This window comes from Actinomadura decatromicini, assembly GCF_008121305.1.
GTDB classification, from domain to species: domain Bacteria; phylum Actinomycetota; class Actinomycetes; order Streptosporangiales; family Streptosporangiaceae; genus Spirillospora; species Spirillospora syzygii.
Genome location: NZ_VSRQ01000002.1, coordinates 623,082 through 643,596, shown reverse-complemented (window position 1 = coordinate 643,596; position 20,515 = coordinate 623,082). Strand labels below are relative to the sequence as shown.

General features: G+C 71.1%; 19 protein-coding genes. 5 read left to right on the top strand and 14 right to left on the bottom strand.

Annotated elements, in window-relative coordinates; all coding sequences use genetic code 11:
- Positions 1-4: 4 nt before the first annotated feature.
- The 6 genes from FXF68_RS10680 to FXF68_RS10655 all read right to left on the bottom strand — a co-directional run bounded on the left by FXF68_RS10680 (position 5) and on the right by FXF68_RS10655 (position 6,598).
- Positions 5-694, bottom strand: coding sequence for a class I SAM-dependent methyltransferase (locus FXF68_RS10680; protein WP_148758752.1), 690 nt, complete (start codon positions 692-694; stop codon positions 5-7).
- 99 nt (positions 695-793) lie between these two features.
- Positions 794-2,032 carry an ABC transporter ATP-binding protein gene (locus FXF68_RS10675; RefSeq protein WP_148758751.1) on the bottom strand — a complete coding sequence of 413 codons (1,239 nt, stop codon included), beginning with the start codon at positions 2,030-2,032 and terminating at the stop codon, positions 794-796.
- 13 nt (positions 2,033-2,045) lie between these two features.
- Positions 2,046-2,876: a carbohydrate ABC transporter permease gene (locus tag FXF68_RS10670; RefSeq protein ID WP_148758750.1), complete on the bottom strand. Its 831-nt coding sequence runs from the start codon at positions 2,874-2,876 to the stop codon at positions 2,046-2,048.
- Complete coding sequence (locus FXF68_RS10665; RefSeq protein WP_148758749.1) at positions 2,876-3,817, bottom strand: carbohydrate ABC transporter permease; 942 nt, start codon at positions 3,815-3,817, stop codon at positions 2,876-2,878. The genes FXF68_RS10670 and FXF68_RS10665 overlap by 1 nt, the downstream gene beginning before the upstream one ends.
- An 11-nt stretch (positions 3,818-3,828) precedes the next feature.
- Positions 3,829-5,061 carry an extracellular solute-binding protein gene (locus FXF68_RS10660; RefSeq protein ID WP_222869883.1) on the bottom strand — a complete coding sequence of 411 codons (1,233 nt, stop codon included), beginning with the start codon at positions 5,059-5,061 and terminating at the stop codon, positions 3,829-3,831.
- 568 nt (positions 5,062-5,629) lie between these two features.
- The gene (locus FXF68_RS10655) at positions 5,630-6,598 is read right to left on the bottom strand and encodes a hypothetical protein (protein WP_148758747.1); all 969 of its coding nucleotides are present in this window, start codon (positions 6,596-6,598) and stop codon (positions 5,630-5,632) included.
- A gap of 216 nt (positions 6,599-6,814) precedes the next feature.
- Here FXF68_RS10655 and FXF68_RS10650 point away from each other — a divergent pair, with 216 nt between their 5' ends.
- Positions 6,815-7,792: a hypothetical protein gene (locus FXF68_RS10650; protein ID WP_148758746.1), complete on the top strand. Its 978-nt coding sequence runs from the start codon at positions 6,815-6,817 to the stop codon at positions 7,790-7,792.
- A gap of 39 nt (positions 7,793-7,831) precedes the next feature.
- On the top strand, positions 7,832-8,902 hold the full coding sequence (locus FXF68_RS10645; RefSeq protein WP_148758745.1) for a quinone-dependent dihydroorotate dehydrogenase: 1,071 nt from the start codon (positions 7,832-7,834) through the stop codon (positions 8,900-8,902).
- Positions 8,903-8,965: 63 nt separating this feature from the next.
- Here FXF68_RS10645 and FXF68_RS10640 read toward each other — a convergent pair whose 3' ends face one another.
- The 4 genes from FXF68_RS10640 to FXF68_RS10625 all read right to left on the bottom strand — a co-directional run bounded on the left by FXF68_RS10640 (position 8,966) and on the right by FXF68_RS10625 (position 12,994).
- Positions 8,966-10,417, bottom strand: coding sequence for a DUF7059 domain-containing protein (locus tag FXF68_RS10640; RefSeq protein WP_148758744.1), 1,452 nt, complete (start codon positions 10,415-10,417; stop codon positions 8,966-8,968).
- 41 nt (positions 10,418-10,458) lie between these two features.
- On the bottom strand, positions 10,459-11,304 hold the full coding sequence (locus FXF68_RS10635; protein ID WP_148758743.1) for an N-acetylmuramoyl-L-alanine amidase: 846 nt from the start codon (positions 11,302-11,304) through the stop codon (positions 10,459-10,461).
- A 118-nt stretch (positions 11,305-11,422) separates the two neighbouring features.
- Positions 11,423-11,659 (bottom strand): hypothetical protein, encoded by a 237-nt coding sequence (locus FXF68_RS10630; protein WP_148350449.1) that lies wholly within the window; start codon positions 11,657-11,659, stop codon positions 11,423-11,425.
- 333 nt (positions 11,660-11,992) lie between these two features.
- The gene (locus FXF68_RS10625) at positions 11,993-12,994 is read right to left on the bottom strand and encodes a LacI family DNA-binding transcriptional regulator (RefSeq protein WP_148350448.1); all 1,002 of its coding nucleotides are present in this window, start codon (positions 12,992-12,994) and stop codon (positions 11,993-11,995) included.
- A 380-nt stretch (positions 12,995-13,374) separates the two neighbouring features.
- Here FXF68_RS10625 and FXF68_RS10620 point away from each other — a divergent pair, with 380 nt between their 5' ends.
- Positions 13,375-14,058, top strand: a complete 684-nt coding sequence (locus tag FXF68_RS10620) for a TetR/AcrR family transcriptional regulator (RefSeq protein WP_148350447.1) — start codon at positions 13,375-13,377, stop codon at positions 14,056-14,058.
- A gap of 452 nt (positions 14,059-14,510) precedes the next feature.
- Here the strand turns inward: FXF68_RS10620 and bldC are convergent, their stop codons facing one another.
- A complete protein-coding gene (bldC, locus tag FXF68_RS10615) occupies positions 14,511-14,714 on the bottom strand; it encodes a developmental transcriptional regulator BldC (RefSeq protein ID WP_012850682.1) in 204 nt (67 codons plus the stop codon).
- 273 nt (positions 14,715-14,987) lie between these two features.
- Complete coding sequence (locus tag FXF68_RS10610) at positions 14,988-15,923, bottom strand: DUF8083 family protein (protein ID WP_483902913.1); 936 nt, start codon at positions 15,921-15,923, stop codon at positions 14,988-14,990.
- 83 nt (positions 15,924-16,006) lie between these two features.
- Here FXF68_RS10610 and FXF68_RS10605 point away from each other — a divergent pair, with 83 nt between their 5' ends.
- Positions 16,007-17,140, top strand: a complete 1,134-nt coding sequence (locus tag FXF68_RS10605; protein WP_148758742.1) for a Leu/Phe/Val dehydrogenase — start codon at positions 16,007-16,009, stop codon at positions 17,138-17,140.
- Positions 17,141-17,414: 274 nt separating this feature from the next.
- The gene (locus tag FXF68_RS10600) at positions 17,415-17,615 is read left to right on the top strand and encodes a DUF3073 domain-containing protein (RefSeq protein ID WP_067897422.1); all 201 of its coding nucleotides are present in this window, start codon (positions 17,415-17,417) and stop codon (positions 17,613-17,615) included.
- Positions 17,616-17,988: 373 nt separating this feature from the next.
- Here the strand turns inward: FXF68_RS10600 and purM are convergent, their stop codons facing one another.
- Together purM and purF are read right to left on the bottom strand one after the other, a co-directional pair.
- Positions 17,989-19,014 (bottom strand): phosphoribosylformylglycinamidine cyclo-ligase, encoded by a 1,026-nt coding sequence (purM, locus tag FXF68_RS10595; RefSeq protein ID WP_148758741.1) that lies wholly within the window; start codon positions 19,012-19,014, stop codon positions 17,989-17,991.
- On the bottom strand, positions 19,011-20,465 hold the full coding sequence (gene purF / locus FXF68_RS10590; protein WP_148758740.1) for an amidophosphoribosyltransferase: 1,455 nt from the start codon (positions 20,463-20,465) through the stop codon (positions 19,011-19,013). Before purF ends, purM begins: the two co-directional genes overlap by 4 nt.
- Positions 20,466-20,515: the final 50 nt, after the last annotated feature.

Sequence of the window (20,515 nt, the reverse complement as noted above, 5' to 3'; positions counted from 1 at the left end):
TGATTCAACGCGGCGGGGCCGGGACGAGCCGGAACGCGATGAAGGCCGGGAGTTCCTCCAGTTTCGCGTGGTCGTCCGGAAAGCGCTCGGCCATTTCCGGGAGGGGCCGGGGCTCCAGCAGTTCGTCGATGAGGAACCCGGCCGACCGGAACTCCGCGCAGATCGCGGTCAGCGGGCGCCGCCACGCCCGGATCGGCCATTCCCGCTCGGGGCTCAGCGACTCCTCCACCGGTTCCTCGGTGAAATAGGAGCCGCCGAGCCGGAGCCAGCCGGTCGTCGGATGCTCGGTCGAAAGGACGACCGCGCCGGACGGCCGCAGAATCCGCCGGAATTCGCGGAGCAGGGCCACCCGGTCGTCGATGTAATGGAGAGCGAGAGCGCACACGACGAGATCGGCCGTGCCGTCCGGCACCCAGTCCAGCGGTTCCGAAAGGTCGTGGACGCGCAGGTCGGCGCGGCCGCCGCAGCGGTCGTCGGCCATCCGGACGAACGTGGGGCTCGCGTCGCAGCCGGTGACGCGCGCGCCGCGTTCCAGCAGCTCGCGGGCGTACAGGCCGGGTCCGCAGGCCGCGTCGAACACGGCGAGCCCGGCGACGTCCCCGGCCAGGCCGAGCACCGCGGGACGGTCGTAGAGGGCGTTGTAGGAGCTGTCCTCGGCGTGGTCGGCGTACTCGTGGGCGAAGCTCTCATACATGCCTCCGATGCTCTCAGAGGCATCAACTGGTTTTGTCAGAGGACCCGTTCTGGATGCGTCAAAACCCGGGCGGGGATTGGCGTGCCCGGCCCGAGGGCGTCAGTCGCCGCGTTGCGCTTTTCGGTGCGCGTCGCGCGATTCGTCGGTGAGCCGGGTGAGCCGGGCGACGTGTTCCTCGTCGCGGGTGAGGTTCTCGCCCGTGGCCGGATCGAAGAGGTGCACCTTCGCCGTGTCGATCCACAGTTCCGACTCGCCGCCCGGCTTGATGGTGCTGGCCGCGTCCAGCGCGACGATGGCCTGTGTGCGGAGCTGGTCGCCGTCCAACTCACGGGACAGGTCGCGGAGTTGCGCGGACAAATCGGCGGGCGCCTCGTACGGGACGTAGGCGTACTGCTCGTTGCCGAGCCATTCGGTCACGTCCACCCGGGCGTGCACGGTGGCGCCTTTCGCCTTCTTCTCCTCGCTGATGAGCGAAGCGTCCTCGAAATGCTCCGGACGGACGCCGACGAGCACCACCTCGCGCCCGCCGAGCGCCGCGGCCTTCCGGTCGTCGCGCAGTTCGAAGCGTCCGAGCGGGGTGTCGAGGGACGCGCCGTCGACCGACGCGGGCAGGAAGTTCATCGACGGCGACCCGATGAACCCGGCGACGAAAAGGTTCACCGGCTCCTCGTACAGCTCGCGCGGGCTCCCGACCTGTTGCAGGACGCCCTTGCGCAGCACCGCGACCCGGTCGCCCAGCGTCATCGCCTCGGTCTGGTCGTGCGTGACGTAAACGGTCGTGACGCCGAGCCGCCGCTGCAAGCGCGAAATCTCGGTGCGCATCTGGCCGCGCAGTTTCGCGTCCAGGTTGGACAGCGGCTCGTCGAACAGAAAGGCGTCCGCCTGCCGGACGATCGCGCGCCCCATCGCGACCCGCTGCCGCTGCCCGCCGGAAAGGTTCGCGGGCTTGCGGTCGAGGTGCTCGGTCAGTTCCAGCAGTTCTGCGGTCTCCTTGACGCGGCGTTGCACCTCGTCGTCCGGCGTCTTGGCGAGCCGCAGCGGAAAGGCGATGTTCTCGAACACTGTGAGGTGCGGATACAGCGCGTAGTTCTGGAACACCATCGACAGGTTCCGCTGCCGGGGCGCGACCTTGTTGACGACCTTTCCGCCGATGAGCATCTCGCCGGACGTGATGTCCTCCAGCCCGACGATCATGCGCAGCAGCGTCGACTTCCCGCAGCCGGACGGGCCGACCAGGATCATGAACTCGCCGTCCCGCACGTCCAGGGACACCTCGTTCACGGCCGGGAACCCGTCGCCGTACCGCTTGACGATCTTCTTCATGGTGATGGCGGCCATGCCAGGCTCCCTTTCAGCCCTTGACGGCGCCGGACGTCAGCCCGGCCACGATGCGGCGCTGGAACGCCAGGACGATGACGACGACCGGAATGGTCACGACGACCGCCGCCGCGCAGATGGCGGTGGTCGGCTGCTCGAACTGCGACGCGCCGGTGAAGAAGGCGAGCGCCGCCGGGACGGGACGCGCCGCGTCCGACGAGGTCAGCGAGATTCCGAAGACGAAGTCGTTCCAGCAGAAGAAGAACGTCAGGATCGCGGCGGTGAACACGCCGGGCGCGGCCAGCGGGACGATCACCTTGCGGAACGCCTGCCAGGTCGTCGCGCCGTCCACCTGCGCGGCCTGCTCCATTTCCCACGGGATCTCGCGGAAGAACGCCGACAGCGTCCAGATCGCGAGCGGCAGCGCGAAGGAGATGTACGGGATGATCAGGCCGGGCCACGTGTCGTAAAGCCCGATGTCGCGCCACAGATTGAACAGCGGGCCGACGAGCGACACCACCGGGAACATCGCGATCGCCAGCGCGAACGACAGGATCAGCTTCTTGCCGGGGAAGTCCAGCCGGGCGATCGCGTACGCGACGAGCGTCGCGAACACGACGCCCACGAACGTCGCTATCAGCGAGATGCCGATCGAATTGATCAGCGCGGACGTGAAGAGGTCGGTCTTGAACACCGTCTCGTAATTCGTCCAGGTCCAGTCGGCGGGGAGGAAGCCCTTCTTGTTGCCCACCTCGCCCGGCTGCTTGAACGACAGCATCACGATCCAGAGGATCGGGAAGACCGTCCAGACGAGGATGAGCAGGGACGCGACACCCCACAGCCATTTGGAACGCGCGCTCTCCATCACTTCTCGCCCTTCACCTGAGAAAGGTCCACGCGGAACCCCCGGATGAACACGACCGCGATCAGCACCACGGACAGGAACAGCAGCACCCCGACGGCGTCCCCGAGCCCGATGGCGGTGCGGGTGATCGTCTGCCGGTAGGTCAGGAACGACAGCGTCTCGGTCTGGTTCTGCCCGGACGTCATCACGAACACGTTGTCGAAAATGCGCCAGGCGTCCAGTGTGCGGAACAGGACCGCGACGAGAATGGCGGCCTTCATGTTCGGAATGGTGACCCGGCGGAGCCGCTGCCAGGCGGTCGCGCCGTCCACCGTCGCCGCCTCGCCGAGGTCGCGCGGCACCTGCGCCAGTCCGGCGAGCAGCAGCAGCGACACGAACGGCGTCGTCTTCCAGATCTCCGACAGGACGATCACGAAGAGCGACGACCAGCGTCCGGCGAACCAGGCGTAGTCGCCGAGCCCGAACCACGAGTTCACGAATCCGGACTGGAGGTCGAACGCGTACCGCCACGCGAAAGCGGAGATGACGGTGACGATCCCGTACGGCAGCAGGATCGCGGTGCGGACGGTGCGCCGCGCGACCAGCGCCCGGTGCATCACCATCGCCAGCGCGAACCCGATCACCAGCTCCACCGCGACGGTGACGAACGTGATCAGGAACGTGGTGAGGACGTCCTGCCAGAACAGCGAGTCGGTCAGCGCGGTCCGATAGTTGCCGAGGCCGACGAACTCGCGGTCGTCCGGCGCGGTGATCCGGTACCGGAACAGCGACAGGTACAGCGCGTTGACCAGCGGATACGCGGTCACGATCAGCATGACCAGCACGGCCGGCGCGGACAGGATCAGCCCGAGCCTGCGTTCGGCGCGGCTCCGGTCGGACAGCTCGGCGCGGCTCCCGCGCCCCCGCCGACCGGCCGCCGGGGCGGTCTCGACTGCGGTCATCGGACGTCCCTTCAGAGCAGCGCCTGGTCGTGCAGGACCTGGCGGATGAACGTCGCGGACCGGCCCGGCGTCGTGGCCGGGTTCACCGACGCGGGCGGGTGCCACCGGCTCTGCACGGCGCCGGAGACGTCCCCGTAGTACGGCGTGATCGGGCGCGGCGCCGCCGCGTTGACGGAGTCCCTGATCAGCCCGGCCATCGGGAACTCCTTCTTGATCTCCGGGTCGTCGTAGACGACCGCGCGGGCCGCCGGGTTACCCGAGTCGATCATGTACCGCTTCATGTTCGGGGTGGACGTGAGGCACTTGACGGCGTCCACGGCGAGCGTGTCCTTGTGTTTCCCGTACGCGCCGATGCCGAGTTCGATCCCGCCGAACGGCGGCTTGCTCGGCTGCCCCGCGCTCACCCGCGGATATCGCGCCCAGCCGAGGTCGGACGGAATGGTCTTCGGAATGACCCCGGACTCGGCGTCGCCCTTCTCGGCCCGCCAGACGTAGCCCCAGTTGACCATGAAGCCGCCGCGCGAGCCGTTCAGCAGGAACCGGACCCGCTCCTCGTCGTCGGTGGACAGGCTCGGGCTCGCCGCCTTCGACCGCGCCAGCTTCGAGACGATCGTCGCGGCCTGCTTCCCGGCCGGGGAGCCGATCTCGATCGCGGCGTCGTCGCCCTTCTGCGCGGCGCCGATGATCTGCCCGCCCGCGGACTCGACGAGGGCGTTGATCCACACCATGTAGCCCTCGTACTTGTTGCCCTGGACGCCGACCGTGGTGCCCGTCCGGACGGCCGCGTCGATCATCTGGTCCCAGGTGAAGCCGGGCGCGGCCGGGTCGACACCGGCCTTCTTCGCGACGGACTTGCGGTACCAGAGGAGCTGCGTGCCCGCCCAGAAGGGCGCCGCGTAGAGGCGTCCGTCCCAGGTCGAGTTCTCCACGGCGGCCGGGAAGACGCCGTCGGTGAACTGTTTCGCCTGTTCCCCGGGGAACGGCCGCAGGAACCCGGCGTTCGCGGCCTCGGCGACGAACACCGGGTCGAGGCTCATGATGTCGATCCCGGAGTCCTTGGCGGCCAGCCGCCGGATGAGCTGCTCACGCTGCTGCGTCGCGTCCTGCGGCAGCACCGAGGTCGAGATCCTGTACCTGCCGCCGGACGCCTTCGAGCAGGCGGCGGCGAGCTTGGCCTGACCGCCGTCGTCCGGGTTGATGTACCAGCTCAGCGTGGGGACACCACCCCCACCGCCGCACGCCACAAGCCCACTCGCCAGCAGAACGAGAGCGGCGGCCACCGGCCCGGGCCCGGCGCGCCGACGCGCGCCCCGCGTGGTTCGCCTGTTCCGCCCGGCCGACTCCACCATCGGACCTCCCGAAAGCGCCACCTCGGGTGCGACGCTCCGGTGGGCCGCATCCGTGGCGGTTCCGATCCCCATCAGATCACCGGTTCGAGTGACTGTCGAGTTCCGGAGAGTGATGGGCAACCATAAACGAACCCGTAGGTGACATCGCTCCCACTCGGACCACCCGCCCCATCCGTCCCGGCAAAGCATCACTCGGAAACCAGGGAGTATCCCGAATCCGTCCGAGTAAACCGCACTGCTCAGGGCGGGAGCGGCTACGGCCGCAGGGAGTTCCAATTATCGCGGGCCACTATTGATCTTGCCGATGGCGTTTTCCGCGATTTGTCGAGCTTATGGATTCAGCCTTTGAATGATCTCGGATCAGACGTGACAGAAATGGCGCGGCGAACACAGAAGAAGGCGCGGAGGGTTCGCGGACCCCGACCGACCCGCGACTCCTCCGCGCCTTCGCCTGTGTGGGCGGTCAGTAGCCTCCGCCGTATCCGCCGCCGCCTCCGCCGGTGCCCATGGCGCGTTTGCCGGCCGGTGTGGTGGCCCACCAGACGCCGCCGACGCCCTGGCCCTTCACGTCACCGGGCTGTCCGTCCTTCGCGTAGTAGTACATGGGCCAGCCGTTGACGGTGAGCTGGCACTTGCCGTCGTCCTTGCGCTCGATGAAGTTGACGAGGCCGCGCGGGACGCCTTCCAGCTTGAGCTTCTTCCAGCCGGTGAAGACGGCCGGGGGCCACGCCTTCTTGCAGGCGCCGAAGCAGTTCGTGGTCGGCGGCTTGTCGGTGTCCTTGTCGAAGCGGTAGAGCGTCCGGCCCTGGCCATCGGTGAGGATCAGGCCGAGCTTCGGGTCCTTCCTGGCTTTGACGATCGTCCAGCCCTTCCAGCGGTTGTCCGTGGCCGGTTTCACCGCGGCGGCCTTCTTGCCGGTGGGGGCGGCGGCGAACCAGGTCCCGCCGACGCCCTGGCCCTTCACGTCGCCGGGCGACTTGTCCTTGGCGAAGCGGTAGAGGGGCCAGCCGCCGAGCGTGACCTGCCACTGGCCGTCCGCCCGCTTCACCTTGCCGACGAGCGACTGCTCGACGCCCTTCACCTGCGTGTCGCCGCCGCCCGCCGTTACCGGCGGCCACGCCTTCGCGCAGGCGGCCGCGCAGGTGGACGCGGGCGGACGGGCCGTGTCGTTGTCGAACCGGTAGAGCGTCATGCCGGTCCCGTCCGTAACGACCTTGCCGAGCTTGGTGATGCTCGCCACCTCAAGCGTCGTGGGTTCGGGCTCGGGAGCGGGCGACTCGGACGGATCGGCGGAAGGGTCCGCCTGCGGCTGGGTCCGCGTGGCCGCGGCGTTCTGGCGCTTGCCTGCGTTCTCCTGCCCGCACGCGGTGAGCACCAGCCCCGACGCGGTCAGGGCGGCCGCGGCGGGTATCGCCCAGCGCGGGAATCTCATCGTGGGTGTCCTCCATGTCGTCTGCGTTCCGGCTCCGGTTCCAGGTCCCGCACGCCGATCGGGTCGAGCCGCCGCACCGCTCTCCCTGATCGAGGAGCAGTACGGTGATCCCCTCGGAACGGGTTCAACCGCCCGGAACCGCCCAGCCCCGGCCGGGGTCAGAGGCATGATCCGTTCCATCGACGCCGGTGGGGCGGCCTCAGAAAGGCGGGCGCAATGGTGGGCATCGGCGACGAGTCGTCCGCGACGAACCCGGTCGCGTTGAGCAAGGAGCCGCCGGAACGCGCGTCGGCCGGGCCCGCCTGGATCGTGGTGCCCGCGCGGATCGTCGCGCTGATCGTGGTGCTGCCGCTGCGGGTCGTCTACGACCTGGTCAGGCTGGTCGCGCGGGGTGTCCGCACCGGACTGCTCAACCCGGTCGGGCGCCTGCTCGGCGCGGTGCTGCGCGGGCTCGGCGCGGTCCTGTCGCTGCTGGTCGTCCGGCCGGTGCGGTGGCTGGCCGTCGTCGTGGTCCTCGGTTTCCTGCGCTGGTCCGGACGCGGCACGGGACGCCTCGCCCGCTGGATCCACCGCGTGCTGCTCGTCCCGATCGGAACGTTCCTGGCACTCGTCGGACGCGGCCTCGGCCGCCTCGCGGGTTTCCTGATTTTCCGGCCGCTCCGGTGGCTGCTGGCCATTACCGGCCGCGGGCTCGGGTTCCTCTTCGCCGGGATCGCGCTCGTGTTCGGTGTGCTCGTCGTCCTGCCCGCGTCGTTCCTGTGGCGGTACGTCCTGCGGCCGGCGCTGCGCGGGCTCGGCGCGTTCGCCCGCGCGCTGGGAGCGGGCATCGGCTGGTCGTGGCGGCAGCTCGGACGGTTCCTCGGCTGGCTGGCCCACGTCCTGATCGTCGTCCCGGCGCGGACGGTCTGGCGGTACCTCCTGTCTCCCGTCCTCGCGGGCGCCAGAGGGGCATGGCGGCTTGCGGCGCGCCTGCTGGGCTGGCTGTGGCGGACGTTCGTCGTCGTCCCCGTGCGGGTCCTGGTCGTCGCACCTGCGCGCTGGGTCGGCACGGCCGTGCTCCGCCCCCTCGGACGCGGCGTCCGCGCGACGTGGCGGGTGACCGTGGGCGACCCCGTCCGCGCCGTGCGCCGCACCATGCGGGACGCGGTCCGCGACGTCCGCCTCCAGCTCCGCCGCACGTTCGGGGAACGCTGACCGCCCGCCCGCGACGGCGGCTGGGATAATTGCGGGACGATGTATCGACTCCTGTTCTCACTGGTCATTACCCGCGTCCCGGCGGAGACCGCCCACCACCTGACGTTGCGCGCGTTGCGCGTGATCCAGTCCGTGCCGGGGGCGGTGCCGCTGCTGCGGCGGCTGCTCGCGCCCCGCGACCCGGGGCTGGCCGTGCGCGCGCTCGGGATCGACTTTCCGTCCCCGCTCGGGCTCGCCGCCGGGTTCGACAAGGACGCCGTCGCCTACGAGGCGCTCGGCGCGTTCGGGTTCGGCCACGTCGAGATCGGGACGGTCACCGGACGCCCGCAGCCCGGCAACCCGCTCCCCCGCCTGTTCCGCCTCGTCCCGGACAGGGCGGTCGTCAACCGGATGGGCTTCAACAACGCCGGTTCGGAGGCCGCCGCGCGGCGGCTGCGCGACCGCCGCCCCGGCACGATCGTCGGCGTCAACATCGGGAAGACGAAGGTCGTCCCGGAGTCCGAGGCCGCCGCCGACTACGTCGCGAGCGCCGAGCGCCTCGCCCCGTACGCCGACTACCTGGTCGTCAACGTCAGCTCCCCCAACACCCCCGGCCTGCGGAACCTCCAGGCCGTGGAGCATCTGCGCCCGCTGCTGACGGCGGTGCGGGAGGCGGCCGACCGGACGTCGGCGCGGCGCGTCCCGCTGCTCGTCAAGATCGCGCCGGACCTCGCCGACGACGACATCGACGCCGTCGCCGACCTCGCCCTCGACCTCGGCCTGGACGGCGTCATCGCCACCAACACCACCATCGGCCGGGACGCCCTGCTCAGCCCGCCCGCGCTGGTCAAGGAGACCGGCGGGCTGTCCGGCGCGCCGCTGAAGGAGCGGTCGCTCGACGTCCTGCGCCGCCTCCGCGCCCGCACCGGCGGACGGCTCACGCTGATCTCGGTAGGCGGCGTCGAGACGGCCGACGACGTGTGGGAGCGGGTCCGGGCGGGCGCGACGCTCGTCCAGGGCTACACCGGCATGCTGTACGGCGGGCCGCTGTGGGCGCACCGCGTCAACCGGGGCCTGTCCCGCCGCCTGCGCGCCAGCGCGTTCCGCACCCTGGACGACGCCCGCCACTGACCGCCTCCGCCGCTGACCAACGCCCCGCCACTGACCAAGCCCTGCCGCTGACCGCGGCCGGGCTCAGTGGAAGAAGCCGTCCGCGATCAGTTCGGGCAGGACGGTGTCGGCGTGTGATCTGACCTCGGCTTCGTCCATGCCGGTGAGCTGGGCGATCGCGGCGAGCAGCGGGTCGAGCGGCAGCGTGCCGTCGCAGACGCCCGCGAGCCCGGCCGCGACCGTCCCGACGTCGGCGGCGCGGCGGAGCCGTCCGGTCTGGCGCAGCACGATGCGCTCCGGGTCCTCGGCGCCGGGCGGGCCGATCTGCTCCTGGACGAGCCCCGGCGCGGCGGCCAGCGGCCGTCCACAGCCTGTGGAAAACTCCGCCGCCGAGGCGAGGCCGTCGAGCACGTCGCCGACGTACCCGCCGACGGGTTGCTCGACCGCGTGCCGCAGCTCCTCCACCCGGACGACCGGACGGTCACTCCGCCGGAGCGTGATCCACCCGAACCCGATCCCCGTGACGCCCTGCCGCTCGAAGTGGTCGAGCCACGCGTCGTACCGGGCGCGGTATTCGGGCGTGCCCGCCTCGCAGGAATCGCGCAGCCACAACTCGGCGTACTCGGCCGGGTCCTGGACGTCCCGCTGGACGATCCAGGCGTCGCACCCGTCTGTCCAGGAGGCGAGGCGCTCGTCCCAGGGGACGCCGTCGACGTGCAGCCAATTGGCCAGGAGCTGGCAGTATCCGCCCTCGCTCAGGTGCGCGGGGGCCGCCGCGACGAGGCGGCGGCAGAACTCGTCGCCCGGCAGGCCGGACTCCCGGTAGGTGAACCGGGGGCCGTCCGACGGCGCGACGACGAACGGCGGATTCGACACGACCAGATCGAACCGGCGGCCCCGGACGGGCTCCAGCAGCGACCCCTCAAGGAACTCCGGACGCGCCCCGTCACCGGACAGCGCGAGGCTCATCGCGGCGAGGTCGAGCGCGCGCGGATTGACGTCCGTGGCGGTGATGCGCGCGCCGGGATTCCGGGCCGCGAGGTGCACCGCCTGGACGCCGCAGCCCGTCCCGACGTCGAGCACGTTATCCACAGCCCTGTGGACAACGAGCCGGGCGAGGTTCGCGGACGCGCCGCCCGCCCCCACCACGTGATCGCCCGCCGGGACGCGCCCGGACCCCGGCCTGATCTTCAGATCGGACACGACGTACCCGGCATGCCCGTCCCCGTCCCCGTCCACCGACTCCAGCGGCTCGACGCGCAGCCGCGCCCGCAGTTCCCCGGCCGACTCCTCCACCAAGCCCGCGTCCAGGAACGCGTCCGCCTTGAGCGATGCCGCGTCCACCGGTATCTGGAGCCAGAACAGGCGCGTCAGCGCCTCCAGGGGCGAACCGCCGCGCGTCGCCCGCAGGGCCGGGACGATCTCGTCCCGCGCGAGCGCGCCGCCCGCGACGGGCCCGAGCAGCTCCCGCACCCCCGCCACGGTGTATCCGGCGTCGGTCAGCAGCTCGCGAACACGAAGAAGAGGATCGGGCACCCGCCCATCCTGCCCGGTCGCCGGGCCCGCCCGCCCGGCGGTCAGCCGAGGTAGGCCGTGAATCCGCCGGCGAGCGACTCGGCGATCCGCTGCCGGAACGACGCGCTGGCGAGCTTGGCCGCGTCCGCCCTGTTCTGCATGTTGCCGCACTCGATGAAGACCTTCGGGACGGTCGACAGGTTCAGCCCGCCGAGGTCGTCCCGCCGGTCGATGGCGTTCTCGCCCAGGTAGTTCGAGTACGGGATGCCGGTGCCCTGGTGGTAGGCGTCGCGCAGCGCCCTGCCGAGCTTCGCCGAGCCCGCGACCATCCCGCTGTTCTTCCCGACCGCGACCGGCTCGATGATGTGGAAGCCGTGCCCGGACGGCGACGCGCCGTCCGCGTGGATCGACACGGCGGCGTCCGCCTTCAGCCGGTTGCCGACCGCGGCGCGCTCGGTGATGCAGGGGCCGACGCCCTTGTCGTCCGGGCGGGTCAGCGTGACCTTGGCGCCCCGCGCGCGCAGCAGCTTCGCGAGGCGGTTGGAGACGTCCCAGGTGAAGGCGTGCTCGGCGTAGCCGTCCCGGGTCTCGGTCCCGGTCGTGTCGCACTCCTTGGTGCCGTTCCCGATCCGGACCTGCTTCCCGATCTCGGACGGATGGGACGCGTTCCCGCCGTTGTGCCCCGGGTCGACGACGATCACCTTCCCGGCCAGCGCGCGGGACCCGCCGGTCCCCTTTTTCCCGTGCGTGCCCGGGGAGCCGGGGGGCGCCGTGGACGCCGCGGGCGGGTCGGCCGCCTCGGCCCCGCCGGCCGGGTCGCCCGACTCGTTGCAGGCGGTCAGGGCGCCGAGGCTCAGCGCGAGACAGGCGACCGCGAGGCCGCCTCGATGGATTCGCACCGGCCGCATCCTCCGTGACGTCGCCGTTACCGACCCTGACAGTCTGCACGCCGCCGGAGGTTCGTCAAACGAAGTCCGCGAAACCGGTCCGCGCCGGTCCCGCGCCGGTCCGCCCCGCAGGGAACGCTCAGCCGAGCGGGTCGTCCTTGCCGAGCAGCGCGGCGAGGGCGCGCGCCTCGTCGGCGTCCAGGCCGAGGACCACGCGCGGACGTCCCCAGGGATGGTCGATCGAGTGGGCCACATAGCTGGCGACGGACTCGGCGACCTCTTCGGCCAGGCCGCGCGCGTGCCGCCATTCCGACCACGCGCGCTCCAATTCGCTCGCCGCGCGCTGCGCGCACGACACCAGTTCCGGATCACGCACGAGCTGACCCCCCTAGTGGACTCTCCCGGTCTCCGTCCGGCGGGGTCCCCGGCCGGGCGGCCTCCCCCCGAGGCCACCCGGATCCGCCCGCCCGGACGGTGGAGTCCCCATTAACCCGCCGGGGGGCCGCCACCGGCCGGGGAATCCGGCAGTCTTGACCGGCCCCTTACCGCGCCCACACCCGTTCGGGGAACTGCCGGGCGGGGACCTGCCGGGCGCGGGCCTGCCGGGCGGGGACGTCCGGGCATGACGGGACGGCACCGGTGACGAAAGCACTGAGACGGGAGCGAACATCGAGGCGGGGGGACGTCACGGCGGCCGGGGGCCGCCCGCTCACAACTCGGGAGCCGGGCCCGTCGTCGAACGCACCACCAGGTGCGGGACGACGAGGTTCTGCCGCGCCGCGCGGGCCGGGTCGCCGATGCGCGCGGTCAGCATCTCGGCGGCCACCCGCCCCATGTCGCGGCGGGGCTGGTCGACACTGGTCAGCGAGATGTGCCGGATGGCGGCGAGATGGGTGTTGTCGTAGCCGACGATCGACAGGTCGACCGGGACGCGCATCTCCAGCTCGTCCGCGGCGGACAGCGCGCCGGTCGCGACCAGGTCGTTCGGCGCGAAGATCGCGGTCGGCCGCCGGTCGCGGCGCAGCAGCGCGCCCGCGGCGCGGTAGCCGCCGTCCTCGGTGAAGTCGCCGGCCTCGACGATGATCTCCTCGGCCAGCCCGTGCCGCCGCATCGCCTTCTCGTATCCGGCGCGGCGGTAACGCGCCGTGGTCGAGCGCGCGCCCTCGATGTGCGCGATGCGGCGATGGCCGAGCTCGACGAGATGGTCGACGGCGAGGCTCGCGCCGAGCTCGTCGTCGTCCACCACGATGTCGACGCCGACCACGTCGCGTTCGCCGACGACCACGACCGGGACGCTCGCCGCCGCCTCCTTCAGCGACTCGGGGACGACGCTCAGCAGCACCAGCCCGTCGACCCGCATCTCCAGGAACGCCTCGACCGCCTCGGCCTCGAACAGCGGGTCCCAGCGGCCGCTGCCGACCAGCATCCGCAGGCCCGCGCCGTGCAGGCTCTCCTGCAACCCGTCGAGGAACTCGGCGAAGAACGGGTTGTGCAGGTCGGCGACGATCGCGCCGATCAACCGGGTGCGCCCTTCGACGAGGCTCCGCGCCACGGCGTTCGGACGGTAGCCGAGTTCCCTGGCGGCCTGGAGGACGGCCTGCCTTCGGCGTTCGCTCACATGGGGCGACCCCCGCATCACCAGTGAGACGAGCGACTTGGAGACGCCGGCACGCTCCGCGACGTTGCGGATGGTCGGCTTCGGCGCGGGCACGGCCCTCCCCTCGTCGCGTGCGGCGGGAGAGGGCTCGCTGCGCGGCCGGGGGACCGCACCCTCGCCCCGCCTGTCGTGCGGGGGATTCGCTTCATCAGCTGACATGGCACTCCGTCCAGGGGGACCTGCAGGACCTGCCGCGACGACACGCGCGGTGGGAGTCTCGCGCGGACCGTCCTCCGCTCGGGAGGAGATGCCATGATGCCGCGCCTTCCCCCCAAACTGCCGCAACAGCGAGTAACGGGCATCCGACAATGGTGGTTCGGGGCTGTGGTGTTCGGGATCACAGGCCCGCCGAATGTTGATCACGAGCCGGTGAAAAGCCCGGTCCGCACGTCGCCGGAGGGTCTCGGGGTCCCCGGCTCGGATACGCTTCCCGGGTGGGTGATCGAGCGGTGGCCGGCAAGGCGCGAGGCCGGCAGAGCGGCGGACGCGCACGTCGCAGGCTCAGCGTCGACGAACGGCGGGACGAGCTGATCGAGGCGGCGCTGCAGCTGTTCAGCACGCGCTCGCCCGAGGACATCTCGATCGACGACGTCGCCGCGGCGGCCGGGGCGTCCCGCGCGCTGGTCTACCACTACTTCGGCGGCAAGTACGAGCTGTACCTCGCCGCGCTCGGCAGCGCCGCGAAACAGCTGTCCGTGCTGCTGGAGCCGCCGACCGAGGGCAAGCCGCTGGACCGGCTGCGCATCTCGCTGAGCCGCTACTTCGACTTCGTGGAGAGCCACGCCGCCGGTTACACCGCGCTGCTGCGCGGCGGGCCCGCCGACCGCTCGGGCGAGGTCGGCGAGATCGTCGACGGCATCCGCCAGTTGCTGCTCGACCGCATCCTCCACTCGCTGGACGTCGTGACCCCGTCGCCCGTCCTGCGCATCACGCTCCGCTCATGGATGGCCGCCGTCGAGACGGCCGGGCTGGACTGGCTGGACAACCGCGATGTGACCCGTCCGCAGCTGGAGGCCCTGCTCGTCGACCACCTGGTGGTCATGTTCCACGCCGCCGGACGGCACGACCCGGGCACGGGCGAACTCTTCGACCGCCTCGCCCACGAGGAGATGGGCTGAGCCCCGGACCCGCCCGCCGCAGGTCACTGTTTGGACGCTTTATCCAATTTTGGACTCCGCGTCGGCCTGCTCAGGCCCTGTCCTCATGTGGACAAAAAGTCACTCGTGTCCCAAATTCCGTGCATGTCAGCGGGGCCATCGGACTCCCCGCAGCGGCTCCCTGACGCGCCGCGACGAGCGCGGCGCGACCACGGTGCGTGAACACTCCCCGGGTGAGCGCGGCGAGCGGCAGCGCGCGAACGATCCAGTGCGAACACGACCGGTGCGAACACGACCAGTGCGAACACGGGCCGCCCTTGGTGCGGGACGCTCTCAAGGCCCGCACCAAGGGCGACGCGAACGTGCACGGCTGCAGCAACGCCTGCGGCAGCCGTCCCCCCACGTCATCGCCGGCCCCGGCCGCCGGTCTCAGCCGGCTCCGGCCGCGGCCGCCGCGCAGAGCACGGCAGCGGTCACTCCGAGCGCTGCTGCGGGATTCCCGCTAGCAGGGCCCGGACCTCCGCCTCGCGGTAGCGGCGGTGCCCGCCGAGCGTACGGATGGACGTGAGCTTCCCCGCCTTCGCCCACCGCGTGACGGTCTTGGGGTCGACGCGGAACATCGTCGCCACCTCCGCCGGCGTCAGCAGGGGCTCGGCCTCTGGCGTACGTGCTGACATGTTTGCGGCCTCTCCTCCGTGGACCGATGACAGCGATCCTGCGATTGATCCTCGCGCGGTCACTGATGTCCCCTATGGCCCGAAAGAGCCACTATGACATCACAACGTGTAACCTTGCCACCACTCAGCGCAACAAGCAAGTTCCTGGCGGTAGTTGCGTGCAAACATCCCCCGGTGTGCGGGGAGCGGCGCGTCTCCGGCGGCGAGTGGGTCACGCTGCGTGATTCTAGCGACACGTATAGTCGTATCGCGCGCGGATTCGGGAAATTTGTTTTAGTTCGCGGCCTCCAGCGCCCGTACGGGGCGCCATCGGGCGAGGAGCCGTTTGTACATCGCGACGGTCAGCTCGACCTCACCGCGCTCCATCCCGGTGAGCGCGACGGTCATCTCGGCGACCGACTCGTCCGCGCTCAGGGCCCGGTCGTCCAGCAGGTGGACGAGCCCTCCGTAGTCGAGCTCCACGAGCGACCTCGGGTGGAACACCTCCAGCCACCGGCCGAGCGTGTCCAGCCGCCCCGCCGACAGGAGGTACACGTCGCCCGTCCCGTCGCCCAGGTTCTCGCGGACCACCGGCAGCGCCGCCGACACCCGCCGCCGCGCCTCGCCCATCGAGGTGACGTAGATGAGGGTACGCGCGGGCGCCGCCGTCGCGGGGCCCTGACCTGGGACGGGCGGTTCGGCGTGTTGCTCGGGCGCCTCGTCCGACCGGCGGTACCCGGTGCCGGGCGTGCCGAGCATCAGGCACCGCTCATCGCGGGTGAACGGGACGAACCAGTCCAGCGGGATGTGCCAGGTGCTCGTCAGGATGTGCGGGCGCAGCGTCCGCCCGGACCGCTTCCACCGCTCGAACTCGGCCGTCGCCCGCTCCGCCGCCGGCGGCGGGACGAACGCGGCCGCGACGTCCGCGGCGTGCATGTCCCGGAACCGCTCGAAGGCCAGCCACGAGCGGAGCCGCGTCTCCCAGGGGCACACGTAGACCATGTCGTCGAGGCGGCGCACGTACGCGTCCCGGCTCTCCCGCTCCGGCACCGCATCGGCCGGTGAGGCGGTCAGCCTGCGCGCCGCGTCGCGGTGCTCGACGCCGAGCGCGTGGATCCGCCGCGGGCGGCGCCTGGAGTCGGCGTAGACCGTCCACAGGGTCCGCGCGGGCTCCGGGAAGGCGGTCACCGGTTCATAAACCCGTAGGTACGCGGCGTACGGAAGCACCATCGCATCGTGACATGAGATTCACCCAAGCGCGCCGCTATCCCGCGTCCTAGGCTGATCTTAGAGACAGAGAGGAGGGCACTACCGTGCCTAATGTCTTCGGGACGCCCCACAAGGGCGCCGAACACGCCACCCAGGGGGGCGACCCCGCTGAAACCCCTGGGACATCGCGTTTCGGGAACCACGAGCAGGTCGTCTTCTGCCAGGACGAGGCCAGCGGCCTGCGCGCCATCATCGCCATCTACTCCACCGCGCTCGGCCCGTCCCTGGGAGGCACCCGCTTCTTCCCCTACGCCTCGGAGGACGAGGCCCTCACGGACGTGCTGAACCTGTCCAGGGGCATGGCGTACAAGACCGCCCTGGCCGGGCTCGATCTTGGCGGGGGCAAGGCCGTCATCATCGGCGACCCGTCCGTCGACAAGAACGAGGCGATGCTGAGGGCGTACGGACGTTTCATCCAGTCCCTGAACGGCCGCTACTACACCGCGTGCGACGTCGGCACGTTCAGCGAGGACATGGACGTCATCGCCCGCGAGTCGACGTACGTGACCGGACGGACGGTCGCGCACGGCGGCGCGGGCGACTCGTCCATCCTCACCGCGTTCGGCGTGTTCCAGGGCATGCGCGCGGCGGCCGAGACGGTTTGGGGCCATCCCACGCTCCGTGGTCGGCGGGTCGGGGTAGAGGGCGTCGGGAAGGTCGGCCACCGCCTGGTGGAGCACCTCGTCAAGGACGGCGCGGACGTCGTCATCTGCGACGTGAGCGAAGCCGCCGTCGAACGGGTCCGCGCCGCGCACCCCGAGGTCGAGGTCGTCGCGGACACCGACGCGATCGTCCGGACCGACCTCGACGTGTACGCGCCCTGCGCGCTCGGAGGATCCCTCAACGACGACACGGTGCCCGCGCTCAAGGCGAAGGTGGTCTGCGGAGCCGCCAACAACCAGCTCGCCCACGCCGGCGTGGAGAAGAGCCTCGCCGACCGTGACGTGCTGTACGCGCCCGACTACGTCGTCAACTCCGGTGGCGTCATCCAGGTCGCGGACGAGATCGGAGGCTTCAACTTCGACCGTGCCAAGGCGCGGGCGACCGGCATCTACGACACCACGCGGAAGATCTTCGCGCTCGCCGACGACGAGGGCGTCCCCCCGGCGGTCGCCGCCGATCGGCTCGCGGAGCGCCGGATGACCGAAGTCGGAAGGCTCCGGACGATCCTCCTCTAACTCCTGGAATCTGAACATTCGCGTGTTCGAACCGCCGAACGGCCGCCGTGGGAACGTCCCCATGGCGGCCTTTGGCACCTACCCGTGACCACCGGATACACTGTTGCCATCAGCAACAAGGGCGCCGCCACGTTCCGTCTATGTACCGAGCCGGGCGCAAAACGGGTACGGTTGTACCCGTGACTGACGCATGGCTCATCAGGCACCGGTTCGTGTGGTACACGCGCGCGTTGATGGGCCCACGAAAGCCCTGACCATCGAGGGGGTCGAGCCAATGGGTCGCGGCCGAGCCAAGGCCAAGCAGGTAAAGGTTGCCCGACAGCTCAAGTACAACAGCGGCAACACGGACCTCGACCGCCTGAAGAGCGAACTGGGAGTCAGCGAGTCTGGCGACGACTCCTACGACGAGCTCGCCGAGAAGTACGCCGACTATGCCGATGACTACGGCACCGAGGACCGCAAAGACGGGCCCTGACTCCCAGGGGGGCGACCCCCTGGAACCCCCGTTACGGACGGTGGGGCGTTTCCCGAGACCGCGTTCGCGGCTCGGGAAACGCCCCACCGTCCGGCGTGTTGGGGGGCCTCCGGCGCTGGGGCGCCTCCGGCCCCCCAACACGGGAAACGTGGCCGGGGTCTCTGACACTCCACTCGGGGCTTGGTGCCGTTCGCGACTCGTCGTGACAGCGGCGGCCGGGTCCTTCGTCCTCGCTGTTGTGATCATCATTGCTGGTCAGTGGCGTTCGCGGCTGAGGGGCGTTGTCGTCGGGCGTTGGTGCCGTGGGCTACCCGTGCGGCCATTGAGGTCCGTGGGGGGCTCAGCGTGGCTCTGAGGGGCGGCCATGGGGGTGTCAGGCGTAGGCCGCCTGCCCTGTGCCGGGGACGATCTCGCCTAGTGGCCATGCGGGGACGCCTCGTGCCGCCAGCAGGCGGAGGGCCGCGTCGGCGGTTTCGGGGGCTACTACGGCGACCATGCCCACGCCGAGGTTGAACGTCTTGTCCATCTCGGGCCAGGGGACGTCGCCGTGCGCCTGCAGGACGCGGAACAGCGCCGGGACCTCCCAGGACGAGCGGTTCAGCACGGCGTCCGCGGTGGGCGGCAGGGAGCGGGCCAGGTTCGCGGCCAGGCCGCCGCCCGTGATGTGGGCGAAGGCGCGCACTCCGCCTTCGTTCACCAGGGCCAGGCAGTCCTGGGCGTAGATGCGCGTCGGGGTGAGCAGCTCCTCGCCCAGCGTCCGGTCCAACTCGCTGGGACGTGAGTCGAGGGTGAGGTCCGTGGTGGCGAGGATGTGGCGGACGAGCGAGTACCCGTTGGAGTGGATGCCGGACGAACCCAGCGCGATGACGGCGTCCCCTGGGCGGACCCGGTCGGGGCCCAGCACGGCGTCCGCTTCGACGACGCCCGTCCCGGCGCCCGCGAGGTCGAACTCGTCGGCCTCCAGCAGGCCGGGGTGCTCGGCGGTCTCGCCGCCGACGAGGGCGCATCCGGCCAGGGCGCAGGCGTCCGCGACACCGCCGACGATGTCGGCGATCCGTTCCGGGACGACCTTGCCGCAGGCGATGTAGTCGGTCATGAACAGCGGTTCGGCCCCGCATACGGCGAGGTCGTCGACGACCATGCCGACCAGGTCGTGCCCGATCGTGTCGTAGACGCCGAGGCGCCGGGCCAGGTCGACCTTGGTCCCGACCCCGTCGGTGGACGTCGCGAGCAAGGGACGCTTGTAGCGCAGGAAGGCGGAGGCGTCGAAGAGGCCCGCGAAGCCGCTGACGTCGTCCACGACCTCGGGACGGCGTGACCGGGCCACCCGGGACTTCATCAGCTCGACGGCGCGTTCGCCCGCCCCGATGTCGACCCCGGCGTCCTCGTAGGACGTCATCGGCCGACCTCCAGCAGGTGCTTGCCGCGGGCGGCCTCTTCCACCGGGATGGGGTAGACGCCGTCGAAGCAGGCCCGGCACAGGTTGTCCTTGGCGATGTGCGAGGCGGAGATGAGCTCGTCCAGGGAGATGTAGCCGAGCGAGTCGGCGCCGATGGAGTCGCGGATCTCCTCCACCGAGAGGTTGCCCGCGATCAGCTCGGCGCGGGTGGCGAAGTCGATGCCGTAGAAGCACGGCCAGGAGACGGGCGGGCTGGAGATCCGGACGTGGACCTCGGCGGCGCCCGCGTCCCGCAGCATGCCGACGATGGCGCGCTGGGTGTTGCCGCGGACGATCGAGTCGTCCACCACGACCAGCCGCTTGCCCTCGATCGCCTCGCGCAGCGGGTTGAGCTTGAGGCGGATGCCGAGCTGGCGGATCGTCTGGGACGGCTGGATGAACGTCCGCCCGACGTAGGAGTTCTTGACCAGGCCCTGCCCGTAGGGGATGCCGGACGCCTCGGCGTAGCCGATCGCGGCCGGGGTGCCCGATTCGGGCGTCGGGATGACCATGTCGGCCTCGACCGGGTGCTCGCGGGCGAGGCGGCGGCCGACCTCCACGCGGGTGGCCTGGACGCTGCGTCCCGCGATGGTCGTGTCGGGACGGGCCAGGTAGACGTACTCGAACAGGCAGCCCTTGGGACGGGCCTCGGCGAACCGCTCCGACCGCACCCCGTCGCCGTCGATCGCGACCATCTCGCCGGGCTCGATCTCGCGGACGAACCGGGCGCCGACGATGTCCAGCCCGGCCGTCTCGGACGCCACGACCCAGCCGCGGTCCTCCAGCGCGCCGAGGACGAGGGGGCGGATGCCCTCCGGGTCGCGGGCGGCGTAGAGCGTTCCCTCGTCCATGAAGACCAGCGAGTACGCGCCGCGGGTGGCGGGCAGGATCTCGCGCGCCGCGGCCAGCGGGCCGCCGTCGCCACTGGTGGCGAGCAGGGCCGTGAGGACCTCGGTGTCGGTCGTCGCGGTCAGCACGCCGGGCGCCAGCCGCCCGGCCAGCTCCGGGGTGTTGATCAGGTTGCCGTTGTGGACGAGCGCCAGCCCGCCCGCGTCCGACGACCGGAACGTGGGCTGCGCGTTCTCCCACGTGGGCGAGCCCGTCGTGGAGTAGCGGCAGTGACCCACCGCGATGTGGCCGCGCAGGGTGTTCAGGACCGACTCGTCGAAGACCTGGGCGACGAGGCCCATGTCCTTGAAGACGACGATGCGGGAGCCGTCGCTGACGGCGATGCCCGCCGACTCCTGCCCCCTGTGTTGCAGGGCGTACAGGCCGTAGTAGGTGAGCTTGCTCACCTCGGCCCTGGACGCCTGGTCCGCTGGGACCCAGACGCCGAACACCCCGCATGCGTCCTGCGGGGGGCGGTCGGAGGGATCGATGTCGTGGCTCAGTCGACCGTCACGGAGAGGCACGCCAGCCAGTCTAGATGCCCGGTTCACCTGCTCCGATCGGTGGCATCTCC